This is a genomic window from Streptomyces sp. A1136, from assembly GCF_004795055.1.
GTDB lineage: Bacteria > Actinomycetota > Actinomycetes > Streptomycetales > Streptomycetaceae > Streptomyces.
Genome location: NZ_SSBJ01000026.1, coordinates 40,858 through 62,076, shown reverse-complemented (window position 1 = coordinate 62,076; position 21,219 = coordinate 40,858). Strand labels below are relative to the sequence as shown.

Here is a 21,219-nt window from a genome sequence, read left to right as displayed (position 1 = left end):
CGGGCACGGGTGGGCTTGAGTCCTAGGGCGCGTGCCACACGAGCGTGTACCGCCAGAACAGACGCCGTCGCAGGCGGGCGCCGGGCAGGGCGGCGCCGACTTGGTCGCCGATCTCGGCGAAGGTCATCACGGGCGGGCGGGTCCGAGCCGTCATCGCGGCTGGCCGGGGCGCCGGGCGGCCGCGGTTTCGCAGCCAACCGACGGCGGCGTTCAGCGGGATCGAGAGGGCGCCCATCAGGTGGTCGCCGACGGTGTCGGCCCGCGCCACGCCGACGACCACCAGGGTCCCGCCGGGAGCGAGGTGGTGGCGGAAGAGGTTCAGCGCCCGGCCGAAGGGCATGTGGTGGACGGCGGCGACGCAGGTGACGATGTCGTACGGGCCGCGCGGTACCGCCGTCAGCGCGTCGCCGGTGACGAAGGACATCCGGCCTTCCGCCGGGGCCGTCGCGCGGGCCAGGGCGACGATCGTGGGGTCGGCGTCGATCCCGATCACCGTCTGGGCCCGGGTGGCCAGGAGCCCGGCCAACTCGCCGCTGCCGCAGCCGATGTCCAGTGCCCGCGCGCACCGCTTCGGCACCTGGCGCAGGATCCACCGGTGGTAGTGGGCGTTGTGGTCCCAGGGGTGGGCGGCGTTGAAACGGTCGAGGGCCGCCAAGGCGCGCGGTCGTGGGGTCATGCCGCCATTGGATCACCGGTCCGGCGCCTGATGACCATGGCCATCAGGGCGGCCACCGCGCACAGCGCGCCCGCCGCGTACCAGACCAGGTCGTACGAGCCGAACGCGTCGCGCGCCAGGCCGCCCAGGAAGGCCACCAGGGCCGCGCCCACCTGGTGCGAGGCCAGCACCCAGCCGAAGACGATGGCACTGTCCTCCCCGTACTGCTCGCGGCACAGCGCGATGGTGGGCGGGACGGTCGCGACCCAGTCCAGGCCGTAGAAGACGATGAAGAAGACCATCGGCGGGTGCACGGACGGCGCCATCAGCATCGGCAGGAACAGGAGCGAGACGCCGCGCAGGGCGTAGTACACCGCCAGCAGTCGACGCGCCTCGAACCGGTCGGTGAACCAGCCGGAGGCGATCGTGCCGAGCACGTCGAACACGCCGACCACCGCGAGCAGTCCGGCTGCCGCCGTCACCGGCATGCCGTGGTCGTGCGCCGCCGGCACGAAGTGCGTCCGCACCAGTCCGTTGGTCGAGGCGCCGCAGATCGCGAAGGTGCCGGCCAGGAGCCAGAAGGGGCCGGTCCGGGCCGCCTTGAACAGCACCGACACCGCGCGCCCCGCCGCCCCGCGCGCCGGCGCGGGCTTGTGCGCGTACGTGCCGCCGTAGGGAGCGAGCCCCACGTCCGCGGGGTGGTCGCGCAGCAGCAGCCACACGAAGGGCACGACGACCAGCGCGGCCAGCGACACGGTGACCGAGCCCGGGCGCCACCCGTGGCGTTCCACCAGCCAGGACAGCAACGGAAGGAAGATCAATTGTCCGGAGGCGCCGGCCGCGGTCAGGACGCCGGTGACGAGTCCGCGGCGGGCGGTGAACCAGCGGTTGGTCACGGTCGCGGCGAACGCCATGGCCATAGAGCCGCTGCCCAGACCGACCAGCACTCCCCAGAGCAGCACCAGTTGCCAGGCCGCGGTCATCCAGACCGTGGCCACCGCGCCGGCGGATATGACGATCAGGGCCACCGCCACGACCCGGCGCATGCCGAAACGGTCCATCAGCGCGGCCGCGAACGGCGCGGTCAGCCCGTAGAGGGCGAGGTTGACGGAGACGGCGAAGCCGATGGTGCCGCGCGACCAGTCGAACTCCTCGTGGAGCGGTTCGATGAGCAGCCCGGGCAGGGAGGCGAAGGCGGCGGCGCCGACGATCGTCACGAAGGCGACGGCCGCGACGAACCAGGCGCGGTGGACGCGACCGGGCGTGCGCGGGGCGGGCGGGGGAGCGGCATCGGCGGCGGGCGTGGGCGCGGGCGAGGGCGCCGGCGTGGGTGCTGTCTGGGTCACCCGGACAGCTTCCGGCCGCGGGGGCACCGGGCGACAGTGGCCTGAACGACACGCTTCGCTACGATCGGGCCATGGACTCTCGTACGCAGATCCCGTCGGAAGACTCCGCCCACCGGGTCGTCGTCCTCGCCCTCGCCGGGCTGTTGCCCTTCGAACTCGGCATTCCGCACCGGATCTTCGGCCGGGCCAAGGACCGGGCCGGGCGGCCGCTGTACGAGATCCTCACCTGTGGACTGTCCGCGGGGCAGGTGCCCACCGACGCCGACTTCGCGATCCGCGTCGAACACGGCCCGGAGCTGCTCGCCACGGCCGACACGGTCGTGGTTCCGGCTTCGTACGAGCTCGGGCCGGTGTACGAGCACGGCCGCCTGACGGACGAACTCGCCGCCGCCCTGACCCACGTCCGCCCCGGCACCCGGCTCGTCTCCATCTGTACGGGTGGTTACGTGCTGGCCGCCGCGGGGTACCTGGACGGTCTCCGCGCGACGACCCACTGGGCCCACGCCGAGCACTTCCAGCGGCTGTTCCCCCGCGTGCTCGTCGACGCCGACGTGCTCTACACCGACGACGGGGACGTGCTGACCTCCGCCGGAGTCGCGGCCGGCATCGACCTGTGCCTGCACATCGTGCGCCGCGACCACGGCGCCGCCGTCGCGAACGAGGTGGCCCGGCGGACCGTGGTGCCGCCCCACCGGGACGGCGGGCAGGCCCAGTTCATCGAGCGCCCGGTCCCCGAACCGCAGCGGACCGGTACCGCTTCCGCGCGGGCCTGGCTGCTGGAGCGACTGCACGAGCCGATCAGGCTGAGCGACCTGGCCCGCCAGGAGGCCGTGTCGGTACGGACGTTCACGCGCAGGTTCCGCGAGGAGGTCGGGGTGAGCCCGGGCGAGTGGATCGTCGCGCAACGCGTCGAGCGGGCCCGACGACTGCTGGAGCTGACGGAGCTCCCGATGGAACGGGTGGCTCGGGAGAGCGGGTTCGGGACGGCCCAGTCGCTGCGCAAGCACGTACAGGCCGCGCTCGGGGTGAGTCCGACCGGGTACCGCAGGACGTTCCGCGCGGTCGGCGGCTCATCGCTGTCGCCCGATGGACCGCCCGTCGATGTGGCTTCCGCGCGGTGACCCCTCCCACCCCCGGCCCACCGTCCGCACCACGGCCGGGGAAGTGCCCGGGTCGCAGCGCCCGACCGCAACCGCCACCGGTCACACCGCCCCCGCGCCGACGGCAACGGCGCGGAGATCACGTACACCCTGCGCGACCTCGGCACCGTCACCCTGCGCCGACGCGCCTCCCGCACCGCGGGCCCGGCCGGCCGGCGACGGAGCTGCCGCCCGGCCGGGAGGCGCGTCCGCGCGGTCGGCCGACCGCGCGCGGCGGGGACGCGGGGGCGAGCGCCGAAGGTGCCGCCGACCGCGCGCGCCGGCCCCGGCCGACGACCGCATCGGCCCTCGCGGCCGTGGCCTGGTCGGCGCCGGGAGCGGCATCGGGGAGAATGGCCCGTATGAGCGATCGTTCCCCCGAGCCCACCGCCCCGCACCGCGCGGGCTTCGCCTGTTTCGTCGGCCGCCCCAACGCGGGCAAGTCGACCCTGACCAACGCGCTCGTGGGCACCAAGGTCGCGATCACCTCGAACCGGCCGCAGACCACCCGCCACACCGTTCGCGGCATCGTGCACCGCCCCGACGCCCAACTGGTGCTGGTCGACACGCCCGGCCTGCACAAGCCGCGCACCCTGCTCGGCGAGCGCCTGAACGACGTCGTGCGGACCACCTGGGCCGAGGTCGACGTCATCGGCTTCTGCCTGCCGGCCGACCAGAAGCTCGGCCCCGGGGACAAGTTCATCGCGAAGGAACTCGCGGCGATCAAGAAGACCCCCAAGATCGCCATCGTCACCAAGACCGACCTGGTGGAATCGAAGCAGCTCGCCGAGCAGCTCCTCGCCATCCACCAGCTCGGAGCCGAGCTCGGCTTCGAGTGGGCCGAGATCGTCCCCGTGTCGGCGGTCGGCGACAGCCAGGTCCAACTGCTGGCGGACCTGATCGCGCCCCTGCTGCCGGAGAGCCCGCCGCTGTACCCCGAGGGCGACCTCACCGACGAGCCCGAGATGGTGATGGTCGCGGAGCTCATCCGGGAGGCCGCGCTGGAGGGCGTGCGCGACGAGCTCCCGCACTCGATCGCGGTGGTCGTGGAGGAGATGATCCCCCGGGAGAACCGTCCGGCGGACCGCCCGCTGCTCGACATCCACGCGAACGTCTACATCGAGCGGCCCAGCCAGAAGGGCATCATCATCGGCCCGAAGGGCTCCCGCCTCAAGGAGGTCGGGATGAAGTCGCGCAAGCACATCGAGGCGCTCCTGGGCACCCCCGTCTTCCTGGACCTCCACGTGAAGGTGGCCAAGGACTGGCAGCGCGACCCCAAGCAGCTGCGCAAGCTCGGCTTCTGATCCTCCGCGGGGCTCGGGCCGGCTTCCGGCGCGCCAGGGGTGCTTCGGCGCGCCAGGCCTGATCCTAAAGACCCGGCCTAGGGCAGCCGCAGGACCTTCACCGCGTTGTCGGCGTGGGGCTCGGGCCGGCCGTCGTCGGGCCGGGTCCGCAACCGCTCGTGTTCCTCCGCGAGCAGTACCTCCCACTCACCCTCCGGCAGCTCCAGTTGTGCCACCACCTCGTCCGGGGTCGGGAAGGGCGGCACCGCGTGGTCCGGGTGGTCGTGCCCGGAGGGTAGGCCCGCGTGGCCGACGACGAGCAGGACGCCGCCCGGGGCCACGGCCGCGGCGGCCCTGCGCAGGACCCGCTCGCGGGGGAAGTCGCCGTAGGTGTGCAGGAAGCACGCGGAGACCAGGTCGAACTCGCCGTCCGGGAAGGACCGGGCCAGGTCGTGGCGCTGCCAGTCGACCCGGTCGCCGACCCCGGCCTCCTCCGCGTGGGCCCGCGCCCGTTCCAGCGCGACACCGGAGATGTCGGTCGCGGTGACCCTCCAGCCCTGCCGGGCCAGCCACACGGCGTCGCCGCCCTCGCCGCAGCCGAGGTCCAGGGCGCGGCCCGGGGGTGAGCCCCTCGGCCTCACGGACCAGGACGGCGTTGGCGTTGCCGCTCCACACGCGATCGCTCTCGCGGTAGCGCGAGTCCCAGTACTCCTCGCCGCCTTCCGGGACGGCGTGCGAGGCGTGGTCGGTGTGTTCGGCGGACGCGGCTTCCTCGGGCATGTGGACCCCTCTTCCTGTGCGGTGATCGATACGCCGATCGTCCGCCCGGCCGGGGTGCGGGCGCAAACAACCTTGCCGTTCCGGCAAACCGCGGTTCCGGGCGGGGGCCGCGCCTCAGCCGCCGACCGGTGCCGGGGGCTCCGCGATCAGGGCCGTGCCCACCGGACGGAAGCCGGCCCGACCGTAGATCCGGGCCACGTCCTCGTCGCCCGCCGAGAGGAACACCGTGCGGACGCCGCGCGCGAGGGCCTCGGCGACCAGGGTCGCCGTGACCGCGAGGGCCAGTCCCCGGCGGCGGGCCGCCGGAAGGGTGCCCACGCCGACGATCTCGGCGACGTCGCCCACCGGGTTGTACTGGCCCGAGCACAGCACGACCCCGTCCCGGACGGCGGCGGCCAGGACGGTGCGGCCCGACGCGATGTTCCGCGCGACCGCCGCGCGGCGCACCTCCACCGCCGCGTCCGCGGTCGCGGCCGCGAGTTCCGCCGGACCGGCCTCGCCCAGGCCCGTGCCCGGCGTCGCGAAGGCCAGCATCGGCACCGTCACCGCGGCCGTCAGCAAGGGGTCGTCCGCGCCGAGCACCCGCGCGTCCGCCGTCGGGGTCGGGAGCGGCTCGGAGGTGTCCAGGACCATGAGCGGGTGGGCGTGGACGTGGAGGCCCGCGGCCTCCACCGAGGCGCGGAGCGAGGGATTGTTTTCGGCCACCCATTCGAAGGCTTCGGGCAGTCCGAGTTCCCGTTGGCGGGCAAGGACCCGTTCGACGTCCGCCACGGAGGCATCGGGGCCGCCGAGCGCGGGCCGCGCGTAGTACGGCCAGCCCGCGCCCTCCTGTACGAAGAGGGTCAACGGCCCGAAGTCCTCCGCCCGGGCGCCGCCGGCGCGCGGCGCCGCGTCGTAGTACCGCTCCAGCGCGGTCAAGATCGTTTGTGTGGTCATCCGGTCATCCAAGCAAAGCGCCGGGTGCCGGTCATCCGATTTCACCCCGGCGCCGCTACGCACCCTCCTTGAGCACGCGCGTGATCAGGCTCCGCTGGGCCTCCGAGAGGTACGGCTCCGAGCAGGACACGGTCCGCCCGTCCACCGTGATCCGGTACGAGAACCCGTCCCGCACCCGGTCCGGTCCGTGCCCCGGCGGCCCGGGGCGCAGCGCCAGCAGCGCCAGCGCCTGCCACTCCTTCTCGTCGGGCCGGCCCGAGGTGTCCACCTCGACCCGGCGCTCTATGCCCGTGAAGCCGCCCGTCCGTACCACCAGAATCCGCATGTCGGCCCTTCTACCCCAAGCCGACCGCCGACCACGCCTTCTGCATCGCCTGGTGCTCCGCGCCGCCTTCCCCGTAGCGCGCGACCGCCGCCGCGACCGAGAGCCGGGCGAAGTCCGCGAAGTCGGCGTCGGGGGCGAGCGCGCCGCCGGTCAGCGTGTCGTACCAGATCCGCCCGGCCCGCTCCCAGGCCTTGCCGCCCAGTTCGGTCGCCACGATGTAGAACGCGTGGTTGGGGATGCCGGAGTTGATGTGCACGCCGCCGTTGTCGCCGTGCGTGGTCACGTAGCCGTCCATCGTCGCGGGCTGCGGGTCCTTGCCCAGCTCGTCGTCGTCGTACGCCGTCCCCGGCGCCTTCATCGAGCGCAGCGCGACCCCGGTGACGGCGGGTCCGAGCAGACCCGCGCCGATCAGCCAGTCCGCCTGGTCGGTGGTCTGTCCCAGCGAGTACTGCTTGATCAGCGAGCCGAACACGTCCGACATCGACTCGTTCAGCGCGCCCGACTGGCCCCGGTACTCCAGATTGGCGGTGTACTGGGTGACGCCGTGGGTCAGTTCGTGTCCGATCACGTCCACGGACACCGTGAAGTCGAGGAAGAGGTCGCCGTCGCCGTCCCCGAAGACCATCTGGCGGCCGTCCCAGAAGGCGTTGTCGTAGTCCTCGCCGTAGTGGACGCTCGCGTCCAGCGGCAGGCCCGCGTCGTCGATCGAGTGGCGCCCGAACCCCTTGAGGAACAAGTCGTACGTGGCTCCCAGCCCGGCGTACGCGCGGTTGACGCTGGCGTCGCCGGTCGGTTCGTCGCCCTCGCCGCGCACCCGGGCGCCCGGCAGCCGGGTGCGGTGCCCGGCGTCGTACACCGTCCGCCGCGGCTCGTCGGTGACGGGCGTCGCCGCTGCCGGGGCGACGCCGCGGACGGTGGTGACCCGGCGACGGGTGCGCAGGGCGGCGTCGTGTTCGAGGGTGCGCTGGGCGGTGTCGGCGCGGCGCTCGTCCCGCGAGCGGGCGATGCGGTCGAGCAGGTGAGGAGGCACGACCGTGCAGAAGACGGGCCGGCCGGGACGAAGAGTAGCATCCATGTGCGCAATGTGGCAGTGCGTGACGACTCTGTCACTAATCGCGACCATGATTCATTCGGTTGTCTGAAAGGCGTCGCACCGCGTTGACGGATCGACCGGAGATCTCCCGCCCTCGGCGATCCAAAGCGAGTCTTAACTCACAAAGGGGTACAAAACGGACCAGGAGGTCTTGCATACTGAAACAGGTCCTCGCGTTACGGCGCGGCTCCGCTAGGCTCGGCCCATCATGCGTTTCGGGCTGCTTCTCCTTAGCTGCCGCGGCGAGGGTCTGTAGTCGTAGGCCGGCCCCCTCCCCGCGGAGTTTGGTGTTGCGGATTTACGACCGCCGTCGGCCGTCCCAGCGAACTACACGCGGACACGCGAGGAGCCCCACGCCATGAGTCAGCACACTTTCGCAGGTCGCCCCACGCCCATCACCAACGCGACCCATACGCAGAAGCCGTCCGGGATGCCCATCCACAAGTACGGCTTCTACGAGCAGGTGGAGATCCCGGACCGCACCTGGCCCGACGCCCGCGTAACCAAGGCCCCCCGCTGGCTGTCCACCGACCTGCGCGACGGGAACCAGTCGCTGATCGACCCGATGACCCCCGCCCGCAAGCGCGAGATGTTCGACCTGCTGGTGCGCATGGGCTACAAGGAGATCGAGGTCGGCTTCCCCTCCTCCGGTGACACGGACTTCGCCTTCGTCCGCTCCATCATCGAAGAGGGCGCGATCCCCGACGACGTCACCATCTCGGTACTGACGCAGGCACGCGAGGACCTGATCGAGCGGACCGTGGAGTCGCTGATCGGCGCCAAGCGCGCCACCGTCCACCTGTACAACGCGACCGCCCCCACCTTCCGCCGGGTCGTCTTCCGCGGCTCCAAGGAGCAGATCAAGCAGATCGCCGTCGACGGCACCCGCCTGGTCATGGAGTACGCCGACAAGCTGCTGGGCCCCGAGACGACCTTCGGCTACCAGTACAGCCCCGAGATCTTCACCGACACCGAGCTGGACTTCGCCCTGGAGGTCTGCGAGGCGGTGTGCGACGTGTGGCAGCCCGGCGAGGGCCGCGAGATCATCCTGAACCTGCCCGCCACGGTGGAACGCTCGACGCCGTCCACCCACGCGGACCGCTTCGAGTGGATGGCCCGCAACCTGACCCGCCGCGAGCACATCTGCATCTCCGTCCACCCCCACAACGACCGCGGTACCGCCGTGGCGGCCGCCGAACTGGCCCTGATGGCCGGCGCCGACCGCATCGAGGGCTGCCTGTTCGGGCAGGGCGAGCGCACCGGCAACGTCGACCTGATCACGCTGGGGATGAACCTGTTCTCGCAGGGCATCGACCCGCAGATCGACTTCTCGCAGATCGACGAGATCCGCCGCACCAGCGAGTACTGCAACCAGATGGAGGTCCACCCGCGCCACCCCTACGCGGGCGACCTGGTCTACACCGCCTTCTCCGGCTCCCACCAGGACGCCATCAAGAAGGGCTTCGACGCCATGGAGGCCGACGCGGCGGCCCAGGGCAAGACCGTGGACGAGATCGAGTGGGCCGTGCCGTACCTGCCGATCGACCCGAAGGACGTCGGCCGCTCCTACGAGGCCGTCATCCGCGTCAACTCGCAGTCCGGCAAGGGCGGCATCGCCTACGTCCTGAAGAACGACCACAAGCTGGACCTGCCGCGCCGCATGCAGATCGAGTTCTCCCGGATCATCCAGGCCAAGACCGACGCCGAGGGCGGCGAGGTCACGCCCAAGGCGATCTGGGGCGTCTTCCAGGACGAGTACCTGCCCAACCCGGAGAACCCGTGGGGCCGCATCCAGCTGCGCTCGGGCTCCACGGCCACCGACAAGGACGGCACCGACACGCTGACCGTCGAGGCGGTGGTGGACGGCGTCGAGACCGTCCTGACCGGTACCGGCAACGGTCCGATCTCGGCCTTCTTCGACGCGCTGGCCGGCATCGGCGTCGACGCCCGCCTGCTGGACTACACCGAGCACACGATGAGCGAGGGCGCCTCCGCCGTCGCCGCGTCCTACATCGAGTGCGCGATCGACGGCCGCGTCCTGTGGGGCATCGGCATCGACGCCAACACCACCCGCGCCTCGCTGAAGGCCGTCATCTCCGCCGTCAACCGCGCGGGCCGCTGATCCCACCGGCTCCGCACGGCGTGCCCCGCACCCCCTCGGAGGGGGTGCGGGGTTCCGTTTTCCCCGGGTGTGGCCGCGCGCCCGGGAGGGGCCGCGGCGGGGGCGCAGATCGGCCAACTCCGGTTCCGGGACCAGGTTGTCTCGTCACACGCCTGACACACACTCACGGATGTGGCTAACATCACGCCCACCCGGCGATGGCGCCATGGGGTCCGTATACGGAGGTGCGACGTGCTGCCAGTTCGGGGTGGGGACGGCCGAAAGCTGACCGTATGGGGCATCCGTACCACCTGGAGCACCGTGGCCGACGGGGAGTTCTTCTGCCCGGGCTGTGGTGGTGACCGCAACTACCGCCGGCGCACCGGCCGACGCCGGTTCGCCGTCCTCGGCGTACCGCTGCTGCCGCGCGGGACCGCCGGGCCGGTGGTGGAGTGCCAGGCCTGCAAGGAGCGCTTCGACACCGACGTGCTGGACCACCTGACCACCACCCGCTTCTCGGCGATGCTGCGCGACGCCGTGCACACCGTGACGCTCGCCGTCCTCACCGCCGGCGGGACCGCCTCCCGCAGCGCCCTGGAGGCGGCCGTGACGGCCGTGCGGGGCGCCGGGTTCCAGGACTGCACCGAGGAGCAGCTGGAGGCCGTGGTGGACGCCTTGGCGACCGACGAGGGGCGGCTGGGCCTGTACGACGGCCCCGAGTGCTGCGGAGCCGCGCTGTCGATCGAGCTGCACGAGGCGCTGGAGCCGCTCGCCCCGCACCTGGCCGGACCGGGGCGGGCGTCTCTCCTGCTCCAAGGCGCCCGGATCGCCCTCGCCGACGGGCCGTACATCCCCGCCGAGCGCGAGGTGCTGGCCACCGTGGGCGCCGCGCTGCACATGGGCGCCGACGAGGTCACCCGCCTGCTGTCGGCGGTCCGAGCCCCGTAACGATCCGGCCACACAAGGCCGGTCCCGGCCCCTCCGTCATCCGCGTCACGGACGGAGGGGCCTTACCGCGCGAGGCGGCGTGTCCACCCCTCGGACGGTCCCGAACGCCCGCTCGACCACGGGCCCGCCCACCGCTGCCCGGCCTCGCGCCGCAGGTCAGAGCGGTGGCGTCAGGTGCGGCGAGGCGGCGCCGGGGGACCAGGCGGGAGCCGGGTCCCTTACGCCCGTCGACCGCTGTCGCGCCAGTGGAGGAACCTCCTAATCGAGCGCCCCAAAGCGTCAACACTTTGTCGAAGTCGACGATATCTGTGAGCCCACCCACAGGCGTTCAATTCCGGTCACACGACGAGACGCCGCCGATAACACAGCGGGGCTGCGATTCACGTGAACTCCACTGAAACCCCGCCGGATCAACGGAGCCCAGCACGCGCTGGGGGAGACCACTTCGGCCGGGACAACCAGATCTCCTCTCACTTACCTACCTTGAAGGGCAAGGCAGAGATGGCACGTGTCGCCGCCCGGCTCCCCGTCGACGGAGAGCAGAGCACGCACCCGGTCGACGAGGTGCTCCCCCTCCCCAAGCTCGCGCTGTACGGCTTCCAGCACGTACTCGCCTTCTACGCCGGCGCGGTGATCGTTCCGATCCTCGTCGGCAGCGCGCTCAAGCTGAGCCCCCAGGACCTGATCTACCTGATCAACGCGGACCTCTTCACCTGCGGAATCGCCTCGATCATCCAGGCATGGGGCATCGGCCGGATCGGCGCCCGGCTGCCGATCATCCAGGGCGTCACCTTCACCGCCGTCTCCCCGATGATCGCCATCGGCCTCGGTGCGGGCGGCGGGACGGCCGCACTGCTCGTCATCTACGGCGCGGTCATCACGGCCGGACTGGCCACGTTCGCCTTCGCCTGGATGCCCGCACGGTTCTTCCGCGTCGTGATGTCGCTCTTCCCGCCGGTCGTCACCGGCACGGTCATCACCATCCTCGGCATCGTCCTGCTCCCCGTCGCCCTCAAGGACGCCGTGGGCGGCGCACCGCTCGTGGGCGACGGCGGCGACCCGAGGCAACTGGCCTACGCCATCGGCACGATGCTGTTCGTCCTGGTGGTGATGCGGCTGCGCCGGCCCTTCCTGTCCAGCATCGCGGTCCTGCTCGGCCTGGTCGCCGGCACCCTCCTCGCGTTCGTCCTCGGGGACGCGAAGCTCGACGCGATCAAGACGTCCGACTGGGTCGGGGTGAGCACCCCCTTCCACTTCGGCGCCCCCAAGTTCGAGTGGTTCCCCGTACTCCTCATGTTGATCGTCATGTTGATCACCATGGTGGAGACCACCGGTGACACCTACGCGATCGGCGAGATCGTCGGCAAGGACATCGACAGCGAGACCGTGGCCCGCGCCCTGCGGGCCGACGGCGCGGCCACCGCCATCGGCGGTCTGCTCAACTCCTTCCCGTACGTGGCCTTCGCCGAGAACGTCGGCCTGGTCCGGGTCACCAAGGTCAAGAGCCGGTTCGTGGTGGTCGCCGCCGGCGTCGTCATGATCATCTTGGGCCTGCTGCCCAAGGCGGCGGCCGTCGTCGCCGCGATCCCGCCCGGCGTACTGGGCGGCGCCGCTACCGTCATGTTCGGCATGGTCGCGCTGGCCGGTATCCAGACGCTGGGCAAGGTGGAGCTCCGGGAGGAGAAGAACGCGCTCGTCGTCGGTGTCTCCATCGCCTTCGCCCTCTTCCCCGCCACCGTCCCGGCGTACTTCGACAAGCACCTGAACGCGGACCTGTCCTCGCTGCTCAACAGCGGTGTCACGCTCGGCGCCACGGCGGCGATCGTCCTGAACCTGCTCTTCAACGGACTGGCCAAGGGCGACGCGCACAACGTCCCGCAACTGGCCCTGCCGGCCCGGGCGACGGTGGACGGGTCGGACGACCCGGTCGACCCGGACGGCCCGGTCGACCCGGCGACCGAGCCCGAGGCCACCGAGGGGCGGGAACCGGTTGCGGTCGCCGTAGCCCCGGACCCGGCGGACCAGGCCGCGGCCCCCGCCTCCTGACCCTCCTGAAGCCGAGGGCCTCCTCCATCCCCCCGGAGGAGGCCCTCACCTCCTTGCCGCCGGCCCCGAGCGGGTTCCCGCACAGGGGACAATGGGGCCATGAGTCTGTTCCGCGACGACGGCATCGTGCTGCGCACCCAGAAGCTGGGTGAGGCGGACCGCATCATCACGCTCCTCACCCGAGGCCACGGTCGGGTGCGGGCCGTCGCGCGCGGGGTGCGGCGTACGAAGTCCAAGTTCGGCGCCAGGCTGGAACCTTTCTCCCACGCCGACGTGCAGTTCTTCGCGCGTGGCAGTGATCTGGTCGGCCGCAGCCTCCCGCTGTGCACCCAGACCGAGATCATCGCCCCGTACGGCAACGGCATCGTCACCGACTACGCCCGCTACACCGCCGGCACCGCGATGCTGGAGACCGCCGAGCGCTTCACCGAGAACGAGGGCGAGCCGGCCGTCCAGCAGTACCTGCTGCTCATCGGCGCCCTGCGCACGCTCTCGCGCGGCGAACACGACCCCCACCTGATCCTGGACGCCTTCCTGCTCCGCTCGCTGGCCGTCAACGGCTACGCGCCGAGCTTCGAGGACTGTGCGAAGTGCGGCATCCACGGACCCAACCGGCACTTCTCCGTCGCCGCCGGCGGCGTCATATGCGGGGACTGCCGGGTGCCGGGCAGCGTCGTACCCTCGTCGGAGGCCATCGCTCTGCTCAGCGCGTTGCTGACGGGCGACTGGGGTCACGCGGACGCCTGCGAGGCGCGTCACGTGCGGGAGGGCAGCGGGCTGGTCTCGGCCTATTTGCACTGGCATCTGGAGCGCGGGCTACGCTCCCTGCGATACGTCGAGAAATAGGAGCTGGGCACATGGCACGACGCGGGATTCTGGGACGTTCTCGCCGCGAGTACAAGGTTCCCGAGCCGCACCCGTCCGGTGAGCGCCCGCCGAAGATCCCCGGCGAGCTCGTCCCCAACCACGTCGCGGTCGTCATGGACGGCAACGGCCGCTGGGCCAAGGAGCGCGGGCTGCCGCGCACCGAGGGCCACAAGGTGGGCGAGGGCGTCGTGCTCGACGTGCTCAAGGGCTGCCTGGAGATGGGCGTCAAGAACCTGTCCCTGTACGCCTTCTCGACGGAGAACTGGAAGCGCTCGCCCGAGGAGGTCCGCTTCCTGATGAACTTCAACCGGGACGTCATCCGCCGTCGCCGGGACGAGATGAACGAGCTCGGCATCCGCATCCGCTGGGTCGGCCGGATGCCGAAGATGTGGAAGTCCGTCGTCCAGGAGCTCCAGATCGCGCAGGAGCAGACCGTCGACAACGACGCGATGACCCTGTACTTCTGCGTCAACTACGGAGGCCGCGCCGAGATCGCGGACGCGGCGCAGGCCATCGCCCGTGACGTCGCCGCGGGCAAGCTGGACCCCTCGAAGGTCAACGAGAAGACCTTCGCGAAGTACATCTACTACCCGGACATGCCCGACGTGGACCTGTTCCTGCGGCCGAGCGGCGAACAGCGCACCTCCAACTACCTGATCTGGCAGAGCGCGTACGCCGAGATGGTCTTCCAGGACGTGCTGTGGCCGGACTTCGACCGCCGCGACCTGTGGCGGGCCTGCCTGGAGTACGCCCAGCGCGACCGCCGCTTCGGCGGCGCCGTCCCCAACCAGCCGGCTGCGAACACCCCCCGCTGACCCGCCGGTCCCGTCGGCCCGTCCGGTCCCCGATCCGGTCGGGGCCCGGTCCCGTCCGGACCACCGGCGGCCGTAGGGTTCGCTGTCATGGACATAGCAGCAGATCAGACGGTCGAGTTCGTCTACCGGACCACCACGGCGGATATCGCGGAGGTTCTGCGCGCCCGGAGGGCGCGGACCACGTCGGGTCGCCGCAGTCGGTGGGTGATCCCGACGGTGGGGACGATGACGGTGCTCCTGGCCGTCCTGCTGTTCAGGCAGGGCGGCCACCTCCCCGCCGCGGTGGGCCTCCTCGCGGGCGGGGTGACGCTGTGGGTGCTCACTCTGCTCGGCCCCCGGCTCAACGCCCGTGCCTTCGGCGCGCTGCTGGAGAAGGCGGGGGAGACGCGGGCCGTCATCGACGATCGCGGAGTACACCTGGTGGCGGCGACCTGCGACACCCACGTCCGCTGGGTCGCGCAGCCGACGTACGTGGAGACGGAAGGGGTGTTCGCCCTGCTCAGTGACACCAAGGGGGCCGTCGCGTTCACCGTCCTGCCCAAGCGGGGCGCCCAGGACCCGGCCGACATCGACCGGCTCCGGGCGATCCTCGACCGGAACCTGCGGCGGATCTAGCCCCTCTCGGGGGCGGTCGAGGCCGCGCAGTCCGAGCAGGTGCCGAAGATCTCCACCGTGTGGGCGACGTTCACATAGCCGTGCTCGGCCGCGATGGCCTCCGCCCACTTCTCCACCGCCGGGCCCTCGACCTCGACCGCCTTGCCGCACTTGCGGCACACCAGGTGATGGTGGTGGTCGCCCGTGGAGCAGCGCCGGTAGACGGATTCGCCGTCGCTGGTGCGCAGCACGTCCACCTCGCCGGCGTCGGCGAGGGACTGGAGGGTGCGGTAGACGGTGGTCAGGCCCACGGAGTCACCGCGGTGCTTGAGCATGTCGTGCAGCTCCTGGGCACTGCGGAACTCGTCCACCTCGTCCAGCGCCGCCGCCACGGCGGCGCGCTGCCGGGTGGATCGTCCTCGTACTGGCGCGGTCTCGCCAGGCGCAGTCCCCACCGGTTCCTCCTCGTGTCGGCCTCGGCCCATTGTGCCAGGCGGCCGACCGTTCTAGACCTTCACATCGTCCCGCGTACAGACCGCTTCGGCGGCCCGCGCGGCCTTGGCACGGCGCCGGGCCAGCGGCGTGGACAGGGCGGTCACCACCATGAAGACGCCGATGGCGAGCAGCACGATCGTGGCGCCCGAGGGCTTGTCCATGTAGTACGTCGCCGCCGACCCGCCGACGGAGACGGTCAGGCTGATCGCGATGGCCAGGCCCAGCGTGGCGGCGAATCCGCGCGTCAGACGCTGCGCGGCGGCGACCGGGATCACCATCATGGCGCTGACCAGCAACAGGCCGACGATGCGCATCGCGACGGTCACGGTGATCGCGGCGGTGATCGCGATCAGCAGGTTCAGGGCGCGCACCGGCAGGCCGGTGACGCGGGCGAACTCCTCGTCCTGGCAGACGGCGAAGAGCTGCCTGCGCAGACCGATGGTCACCGCGATGACGAACGCCGCCAGGACCACGACGGCGGTCACGTCCGCGGAGGAGACCGTGGTGATCGAGCCGAACATGGCGCTGACGAGGTTGGTCGTGGAGCCGCCGGGAGCCATGTTGATGAGCAGGACACCGCCCGCGAGGCCGCCGTAGAAGAGCATCGCGAGCGCCACGTCGCCGCTGGTCTTGCCGCGCGAGCGGATCATCTCCATGGCGACGGCGCCGAGGACGGCGACCAGTGTCGCCATCCACACCGGGCTGGTGTTGAGCAGGTAGCCGAGGGCGACGCCCGTCATGGCGACGTGGCCGAGACCGTCGCCCATGACGGCCTGCCGCCGCTGGACCAGGTACGTGCCGATCGCCGGAGCGGTGATGCCGACGAGGGCGGCGGCGATCAGGGCCCGCACCATGAAGGGGTAGTGGAGGAGTTCCATCAGCTCAGCAGTCCCGTCCGCAGGGGCTCGGCGTCGTGCGCCGCGTGGGGGTGTACGTGGTCGTGGCCGGGCAGGGCGTGCTGGCCGACGGCCTGCGGGGGCGGGCCGTCATGGACGACGCAGCCGTCGCGCAGGACGACGGCCCGGTCGATCAGCGGCTCCAGGGCGCCCAGTTCGTGCAGGACGAGCAGGACGGTCGCGCCGGCGGCCACCTGGCGGCGTACGGCCTTGGCGAGCACCTCCTGGTTGGCCAGGTCGACGCCCGCCATCGGCTCGTCCATGATCAGCAGTTCGGGCTCCACGGCGAGCGCACGGGCGATGAGCACGCGCTGGTGCTGGCCGCCGGACAGCGCGTTGACGGAGGCGTCGGCGTACGGGCCCATGTCGACGAGGTCGAGCGCGCGCTCAACGGCGATCCGGTCGGCCTTGCGCGGCAGGCCGAAGCGGGAGCGGGCCAGCCGGCCGGAGGAGACCACCTCCCGGACGGTGGCGGGGACGCCGCCGGCGGCGGTGGTGCGCTGGGGGACGTAACCGATCCGCGACCACTGGCGAAAGCGCTTGAAGTCGGTGCCGAAGAGCGAGAGCTCGCCGTCGGTGAGCGGGACCTGGCCGACGACGGCGCGGACGGCCGTGGACTTGCCCGATCCGTTGGCGCCGAGGAGGGCGACGACCTCGCCGCGGCGGACGGTGAGGTCGACCCCGCGCAGCACGGGGCGGGAGCCGAGCGAGGCGGTTGCCCCGCGCAGGGATATGACGGGCTGCTCGGTCGTCGATGTGGTGGTGGACTCCATGGCTCGCGCCTCCGTTGCCGGTGTTGCTGTCATCACTTGGTGCCGAGCGCCTTCTGCAGGTTCTTGAGGTTGGACCGCATGACCTCGAAGTAGTCGGCGCCCTGCGAGGAGGCGGTGATCCCCTCCAGGGGGTCGAGGACATCGGTCTTCAGGCCGGTGTCGGAGGCGAGGGTCTTGGCCGTCTTGTCACTGGCCAGGGTCTCGAAGAACACGGTGGACACGTGGTCCTTCCTCGCGATGGCCTGGATGTCCTTCATCCGGGCCGGGCTGGGCTCGGACTCGGGGTCGACGCCGGAGATGCCCTCCTGGTCGAGGCCGTAGCGCTCGGCCAGGTAGCCGAAGGCGGAGTGGGTGGTGATGAAGGTCTTGGTGGCCGTGTTCGCCAGGCCGTTCCTGTATTCGGTGTCCAGCGCGGTCAGCTTGGCCACCAGTTCGTCGGTGTTCCTCCGGTAGTCGGCCGCGTGGTCGGGGTCGGCCTTCCGCAGGGCGGCGCCGACGCCCTTGGCGATCTGCGCGTACTTGTTCGGGTCGAGCCACACGTGGGGGTCCGCGCCGGCCTCGCCGTGTTCGTGGCCGGCCTCCTCGCCCTCGAACGCGTGGTGGTCGTGCCCGGAGGCGCCGTGCTTCTCCAGCGTGGTGAGGGTGGCGGCGTCGACGGTGTTCCTCACGCCGGCCTGGGCCACGGCCTTGTCTACGCCGGGCTGGAGGGACTTGAGGTACAGCACCACGTCGGATTCGCCCAGCCGGGCGGTCTGCCTCGGGCTGATCTCCAGGTCGTGCGGTTCGACGCCCGGCTTGGTCAGGATGTCGACCTTCACGTGGTTTCTGCCGATCTGTTCGGCGAGGTACTGCAGCGGGTAGAAAGACGCCATGACACCGAGCTTGCCGTCCTTGCCGCCGTCAGCGGCGGCCGCGCCGGAACAGGCGGTGAGGGCCGTCGCCGCGAGAGTCACGGCTCCCGCGAGGGCGGCGGTCGGTATGAGGCGTCGTCCGTTCATGACATCCATTTTCATCAAAGATGGAAACGATTGTCAAAAAGCCAGGTAGGCGGGCCCCGCGAGGCCGTTGAAGGGGGTCCCGATTTGAAAGCGGGGGTGCGGGCGCCGGTAACCTTGGGTCTTCGCCGTTCGTCCTCGTAATGAAGAGAGCACCGTGGCCGCCGACAAGATCGAAACCATCGTCAGCCTGAGCAAGCGCCGTGGCTTCGTTTTCCCGTGCAGTGAGATCTACGGCGGCTCCAGGGCTGCCTGGGACTACGGTCCGCTCGGTGTCGAGCTCAAGGAGAACATCAAGCGCCAGTGGTGGAAGGCCATGGTCACCGGTCGTGAGGACATCGTCGGCCTCGACTCCTCCGTCATCCTGGCCCCCGAGGTCTGGCAGGCCTCCGGCCACGTCGCGACCTTCTCGGACCCGCTGACCGAGTGCACCGCCTGCCACAAGCGCCACCGCGCGGACCACCTGGAAGAGGCGTACGAGGCCAAGCACGGCCGTCCGCCGGCCAACGGTCTCGCCGACATCAACTGCCCCCACTGTGGTGTGAAGGGTCAGTTCACCGAGCCGAAGCAGTTCTCCGGCATGCTGGAGACGCACCTCGGCCCGACCCAGGACACCGGCTCCAAGGCGTACCTGCGCCCCGAGACCGCCCAGGGCATCTTCACCAACTTCGCCACGGTGCAGACCACCTCGCGCAAGAAGCCCCCGTTCGGCATCGCGCAGATGGGCAAGTCCTTCCGCAACGAGATCACCCCCGGCAACTTCATCTTCCGCACCCGCGAGTTCGAGCAGATGGAGATGGAGTTCTTCGTCAAGCCGGGCGAGGACGAGCAGTGGCAGGAGTACTGGATGGCCGAGCGGTGGAACTGGTACCGCGACCTCGGCATCCGAGAGGAGAACATCCGCTGGTACGAGCACCCGAAGGAGAAGCTGTCCCACTACTCGAAGCGCACCGCCGACATCGAGTACCGCTTCAACTTCGGTGGCAATGAGTTCTCCGAGCTGGAGGGCGTGGCCAACCGTACGGACTTCGACCTGAAGGCCCACTCCGCCGCCTCCGGCCAGGACCTGTCGTACTTCGACCAGGAGGCCGGCGAGCGCTACACCCCGTACGTCATCGAGCCGGCGGCCGGTGTCAACCGCGCCATGCTCGCCTTCATGCTCGACGCGTACAACGAGGACGAGGCCCCCAACGCCAAGGGCGTCATGGAGAAGCGCACCGTCATGCGCCTCGACCCGCGCCTGGCCCCGATCAAGGTCGCCGTCCTGCCGCTGTCCCGCAACGCGCAGTTGTCGCCGAAGGCCAAGGGCCTCGCCGCCGACCTGCGCAAGAACTGGAACATCGAGTTCGACGACGCGGGCGCCATCGGCCGCCGCTACCGCCGCCAGGACGAGGTCGGTACGCCGTTCTGCGTCACCGTCGACTTCGACACCCTGGACGACAACGCGGTGACCGTGCGCGAGCGCGACACCATGAAGCAGGAGCGCGTCTCCCTGGACCAGATCCAGAGCTACCTCGGCAGCCGCCTGCTCGGCTGCTAGTCGCCGCCCGGAAGACCGGTGGCCCGGTGCGCTGTGCGCACCGGGCCACTTTGCTTTTCCGTACGGCTGTCCGCCGGCCGGCCTTCGCCGTCAGACGGCCCCCGCGTGGGCGGCGGCGGCCGCCGCGGTGCGGCGTTCGCCCTCCGCCTGGGAACGCTTGCCATAGCGCGCGGTCCACAGGGCCAGCAAGCCGAGCACCGTGTAGATCATGATCGGGCTGACCGTGACCATCGTGTCGGTGTCGAGGACGTACGTCAGCGCGACGCGCACCGCGGCCTCGGCCAGGTACGCCACACCCCAGACCGTGGTCATGACGGTCAACGTCCGGCGGAAGCCCTCGTACTGCCACAGGCCGTTCCACCAGGCGGTGCTCTCCGCAGTGCCGTCGGTGGCGAACTTGCGGCCGAAGTAGAACATCAGCGGCCGGGGGGCGAGCAGGGTGACCAGGCACAGCAGCCCGAACAGCCCCGTCACGCATGAGTCCTTGATCAGCAGCGCGCGGGCCGAGTGCGCGCCGACCAGCGAGACGACGGCCGTGATGACGAGGAACACCAGGGTGACGACGGCGAACTCGTCGAGCTTGCGGCGCCAGGCCACGCTGATCGCGCTGTCGAGCACCGGCCACGCGCCGCTGACCAACAGCGCGCCGAACTCGCTCCAGCCGTGGTCGTGCAGCTGGTTGTAGGTGATGATCGGTGCGACCACGTTGAGACCGATGGTCAAGATCCAGCCGAACGCGGCGGCGCCGGCCGACCGTGCGGGTGGCGCCGGGCGACCGACCTGCGGCTGAGATGTGGACATGCTTCCCCCTGAGGATCACTGGTGGTGTGTTCGGGGGGAACCTAGGGCAGGGCGTGCGGGCCGCGACAGGACCCCCCGGCCCAAATGATCACCAAGTCCGGCCGGAATGAGCCAGTCCGGCGCCGGCGAGGGATGGACAGGGGCCGGTATGGGCCCAAACGGCCGCTCGGGGCGCCGATTCAGGCCCGCAGACCCCGGATGACCAGCGAGGTGACCGCCTCGAACTCGGCGATGATCGTGGGCGAGAGCCAGTCGGCCGCGTACTGCGGATCGTGGAAGCGCCCGGTGGCGTCGAAGACCGCGCGAGCGGCGGCCGGGACGTCCCGCGCGGCCAGCGTCCCGTCCGCGACACCCTCGGAGATGATCCGGGTCAACTGTCCGATCAGCTCGCTCAGATGGTGATCCACCACGCCGCTGTTCTCGGCGAGGAGCACCGTGTACGTCGCGAACAACTCCGGGTCGTCGCCCGCCTTGTGCCGCTTGGCTTCGAAGAGCGCCTCCAACCAGGCCTCCAGCTTGGAGGGCGCCGGCTCGGCCGGAGCCGAGGCGATCTCCTCCAGCCGGACCACGCTCTTGGCGAGCCAGCGGTCCGTGACGGCCTCGCGCAGCGCCGCCTTCGACGGGAAGTGCCTGTAGACACTGCCGTGGCTGACGCCCAGGGCGCGCGCCACGTCCACCACGGTCGCCTTGGTCGGGCCGAAGCGCCGCAGCACCTCCTCGGTGGTTGCGAGGATGCGCTCGGGGGTCAGGGGTTCGGCAGCAGCGGAGGGCATGAGTACGACCGTACCGCC

Annotated in this window: 20 protein-coding genes and 1 pseudogene; 9 read left to right on the top strand and 12 right to left on the bottom strand. The window is 71.0% G+C overall.

Annotated features, from left to right (window positions below; genetic code table 11):
- Positions 1 to 22: 22 nt before the first annotated feature.
- Positions 23 to 676 (bottom strand): bifunctional 2-polyprenyl-6-hydroxyphenol methylase/3-demethylubiquinol 3-O-methyltransferase UbiG, encoded by a 654-nt coding sequence (locus tag E6R62_RS24340; protein ID WP_136215658.1) that lies wholly within the window; start codon positions 674 to 676, stop codon positions 23 to 25.
- Entirely contained in the window at positions 673 to 2,001 is a 1,329-nt protein-coding gene (locus E6R62_RS24335; RefSeq protein ID WP_136215657.1) for an MFS transporter, read from the bottom strand. Before E6R62_RS24335 ends, E6R62_RS24340 begins: the two co-directional genes overlap by 4 nt.
- Positions 2,002 to 2,072: 71 nt before the next feature.
- Between E6R62_RS24335 and E6R62_RS24330 the strand changes: the two genes are divergently transcribed.
- Both E6R62_RS24330 and era read left to right on the top strand, forming a co-directional pair.
- Complete coding sequence (locus E6R62_RS24330; RefSeq protein ID WP_136215656.1) at positions 2,073 to 3,122, top strand: GlxA family transcriptional regulator; 1,050 nt, start codon at positions 2,073 to 2,075, stop codon at positions 3,120 to 3,122.
- 371 nt (positions 3,123 to 3,493) lie between these two features.
- The gene (gene era / locus E6R62_RS24325) at positions 3,494 to 4,444 is read left to right on the top strand and encodes a GTPase Era (RefSeq protein WP_136215655.1); all 951 of its coding nucleotides are present in this window, start codon (positions 3,494 to 3,496) and stop codon (positions 4,442 to 4,444) included.
- Positions 4,445 to 4,521: 77 nt separating this feature from the next.
- Here era and E6R62_RS24320 read toward each other — a convergent pair.
- The 4 genes and pseudogenes from E6R62_RS24320 to E6R62_RS24305 form a co-directional block, all read right to left on the bottom strand.
- A pseudogene (locus E6R62_RS24320) lies at positions 4,522 to 5,203 on the bottom strand (cyclopropane-fatty-acyl-phospholipid synthase family protein).
- A gap of 114 nt (positions 5,204 to 5,317) precedes the next feature.
- Entirely contained in the window at positions 5,318 to 6,139 is an 822-nt protein-coding gene (locus tag E6R62_RS24315; RefSeq protein WP_136215654.1) for a GNAT family N-acetyltransferase, read from the bottom strand.
- A gap of 55 nt (positions 6,140 to 6,194) precedes the next feature.
- Positions 6,195 to 6,464, bottom strand: coding sequence for a protealysin inhibitor emfourin (locus E6R62_RS24310; RefSeq protein WP_136215653.1), 270 nt, complete (start codon positions 6,462 to 6,464; stop codon positions 6,195 to 6,197).
- A 10-nt stretch (positions 6,465 to 6,474) separates the two neighbouring features.
- Positions 6,475 to 7,539, bottom strand: a complete 1,065-nt coding sequence (locus E6R62_RS24305; RefSeq protein ID WP_136215652.1) for a M4 family metallopeptidase — start codon at positions 7,537 to 7,539, stop codon at positions 6,475 to 6,477.
- A 376-nt stretch (positions 7,540 to 7,915) separates the two neighbouring features.
- Here E6R62_RS24305 and leuA point away from each other — a divergent pair, with 376 nt between their 5' ends.
- From leuA to E6R62_RS24275, 6 genes are all read left to right on the top strand, one after another.
- The gene (gene leuA / locus E6R62_RS24300) at positions 7,916 to 9,679 is read left to right on the top strand and encodes a 2-isopropylmalate synthase (protein ID WP_136215651.1); all 1,764 of its coding nucleotides are present in this window, start codon (positions 7,916 to 7,918) and stop codon (positions 9,677 to 9,679) included.
- Positions 9,680 to 9,910: 231 nt separating this feature from the next.
- Positions 9,911 to 10,606, top strand: coding sequence for a TerB family tellurite resistance protein (locus E6R62_RS24295; protein WP_136215650.1), 696 nt, complete (start codon positions 9,911 to 9,913; stop codon positions 10,604 to 10,606).
- 501 nt (positions 10,607 to 11,107) lie between these two features.
- Positions 11,108 to 12,652: a nucleobase:cation symporter-2 family protein gene (locus E6R62_RS24290; protein WP_136215649.1), complete on the top strand. Its 1,545-nt coding sequence runs from the start codon at positions 11,108 to 11,110 to the stop codon at positions 12,650 to 12,652.
- A 99-nt stretch (positions 12,653 to 12,751) separates the two neighbouring features.
- Positions 12,752 to 13,498, top strand: coding sequence for a DNA repair protein RecO (gene recO, locus E6R62_RS24285; protein ID WP_136215648.1), 747 nt, complete (start codon positions 12,752 to 12,754; stop codon positions 13,496 to 13,498).
- Between the two features lie 11 nt (positions 13,499 to 13,509).
- On the top strand, positions 13,510 to 14,334 hold the full coding sequence (locus E6R62_RS24280; RefSeq protein ID WP_136215647.1) for an isoprenyl transferase: 825 nt from the start codon (positions 13,510 to 13,512) through the stop codon (positions 14,332 to 14,334).
- A gap of 87 nt (positions 14,335 to 14,421) precedes the next feature.
- A complete protein-coding gene (locus E6R62_RS24275) occupies positions 14,422 to 14,949 on the top strand; it encodes a hypothetical protein (protein WP_136215646.1) in 528 nt (175 codons plus the stop codon).
- On the opposite strand, the gene E6R62_RS24270 is transcribed toward E6R62_RS24275, so the two are convergent.
- Genes E6R62_RS24270 through E6R62_RS24255 form a run of 4 tightly spaced genes read right to left on the bottom strand, consistent with a single transcriptional unit; the run spans position 14,946 to position 18,090 of the window.
- On the bottom strand, positions 14,946 to 15,383 hold the full coding sequence (locus E6R62_RS24270) for a Fur family transcriptional regulator (RefSeq protein ID WP_168714158.1): 438 nt from the start codon (positions 15,381 to 15,383) through the stop codon (positions 14,946 to 14,948). The genes E6R62_RS24275 and E6R62_RS24270 overlap by 4 nt on opposite strands.
- Positions 15,384 to 15,434: 51 nt before the next feature.
- Positions 15,435 to 16,301: a metal ABC transporter permease gene (locus tag E6R62_RS24265; protein WP_136215644.1), complete on the bottom strand. Its 867-nt coding sequence runs from the start codon at positions 16,299 to 16,301 to the stop codon at positions 15,435 to 15,437.
- Complete coding sequence (locus tag E6R62_RS24260) at positions 16,301 to 17,092, bottom strand: metal ABC transporter ATP-binding protein (RefSeq protein WP_136215643.1); 792 nt, start codon at positions 17,090 to 17,092, stop codon at positions 16,301 to 16,303. Before E6R62_RS24260 ends, E6R62_RS24265 begins: the two co-directional genes overlap by 1 nt.
- Before the next feature lie 32 nt (positions 17,093 to 17,124).
- Positions 17,125 to 18,090, bottom strand: a complete 966-nt coding sequence (locus tag E6R62_RS24255) for a metal ABC transporter substrate-binding protein (RefSeq protein WP_136215642.1) — start codon at positions 18,088 to 18,090, stop codon at positions 17,125 to 17,127.
- 154 nt (positions 18,091 to 18,244) lie between these two features.
- Between E6R62_RS24255 and E6R62_RS24250 the strand changes: the two genes are divergently transcribed.
- Positions 18,245 to 19,627 (top strand): glycine--tRNA ligase, encoded by a 1,383-nt coding sequence (locus E6R62_RS24250; RefSeq protein ID WP_136215641.1) that lies wholly within the window; start codon positions 18,245 to 18,247, stop codon positions 19,625 to 19,627.
- 90 nt (positions 19,628 to 19,717) lie between these two features.
- On the opposite strand, the gene E6R62_RS24245 is transcribed toward E6R62_RS24250, so the two are convergent.
- Together E6R62_RS24245 and E6R62_RS24240 are read right to left on the bottom strand one after the other, a co-directional pair.
- Entirely contained in the window at positions 19,718 to 20,428 is a 711-nt protein-coding gene (locus tag E6R62_RS24245; protein ID WP_136215640.1) for a VC0807 family protein, read from the bottom strand.
- A 179-nt stretch (positions 20,429 to 20,607) separates the two neighbouring features.
- The gene (locus E6R62_RS24240) at positions 20,608 to 21,201 is read right to left on the bottom strand and encodes a TetR family transcriptional regulator (protein ID WP_136215639.1); all 594 of its coding nucleotides are present in this window, start codon (positions 21,199 to 21,201) and stop codon (positions 20,608 to 20,610) included.
- Between the last annotated feature and the right edge of the window lie 18 nt (positions 21,202 to 21,219).

Excerpts from the sequence above, each read along its gene's own strand:
- recO (WP_136215648.1), top strand. The coding sequence starts at position 12,752 with ATGAGTCTGTTCCGCGACGACGGCATCGTGCTGCGCACCCAGAAGCTG.
- E6R62_RS24240 (WP_136215639.1), bottom strand. The coding sequence starts at position 21,201 with ATGCCCTCCGCTGCTGCCGAACCCCTGACCCCCGAGCGCATCCTCGCA.
- E6R62_RS24290 (WP_136215649.1), top strand. The coding sequence starts at position 11,108 with ATGGCACGTGTCGCCGCCCGGCTCCCCGTCGACGGAGAGCAGAGCACG.
- E6R62_RS24255 (WP_136215642.1), bottom strand. The coding sequence starts at position 18,090 with ATGAACGGACGACGCCTCATACCGACCGCCGCCCTCGCGGGAGCCGTG.
- E6R62_RS24245 (WP_136215640.1), bottom strand. The coding sequence starts at position 20,428 with ATGTCCACATCTCAGCCGCAGGTCGGTCGCCCGGCGCCACCCGCACGG.
- E6R62_RS24280 (WP_136215647.1), top strand. The coding sequence starts at position 13,510 with ATGGCACGACGCGGGATTCTGGGACGTTCTCGCCGCGAGTACAAGGTT.
- E6R62_RS24315 (WP_136215654.1), bottom strand. The coding sequence starts at position 6,139 with ATGACCACACAAACGATCTTGACCGCGCTGGAGCGGTACTACGACGCG.
- E6R62_RS24305 (WP_136215652.1), bottom strand. The coding sequence starts at position 7,539 with ATGGATGCTACTCTTCGTCCCGGCCGGCCCGTCTTCTGCACGGTCGTG.
- E6R62_RS24340 (WP_136215658.1), bottom strand. The coding sequence starts at position 676 with ATGACCCCACGACCGCGCGCCTTGGCGGCCCTCGACCGTTTCAACGCC.
- E6R62_RS24260 (WP_136215643.1), bottom strand. The coding sequence starts at position 17,092 with ATGGAGTCCACCACCACATCGACGACCGAGCAGCCCGTCATATCCCTG.
- E6R62_RS24330 (WP_136215656.1), top strand. The coding sequence starts at position 2,073 with ATGGACTCTCGTACGCAGATCCCGTCGGAAGACTCCGCCCACCGGGTC.
- E6R62_RS24310 (WP_136215653.1), bottom strand. The coding sequence starts at position 6,464 with ATGCGGATTCTGGTGGTACGGACGGGCGGCTTCACGGGCATAGAGCGC.
- E6R62_RS24275 (WP_136215646.1), top strand. The coding sequence starts at position 14,422 with ATGGACATAGCAGCAGATCAGACGGTCGAGTTCGTCTACCGGACCACC.
- E6R62_RS24265 (WP_136215644.1), bottom strand. The coding sequence starts at position 16,301 with ATGGAACTCCTCCACTACCCCTTCATGGTGCGGGCCCTGATCGCCGCC.
- era (WP_136215655.1), top strand. The coding sequence starts at position 3,494 with ATGGCCCGTATGAGCGATCGTTCCCCCGAGCCCACCGCCCCGCACCGC.
- leuA (WP_136215651.1), top strand. The coding sequence starts at position 7,916 with ATGAGTCAGCACACTTTCGCAGGTCGCCCCACGCCCATCACCAACGCG.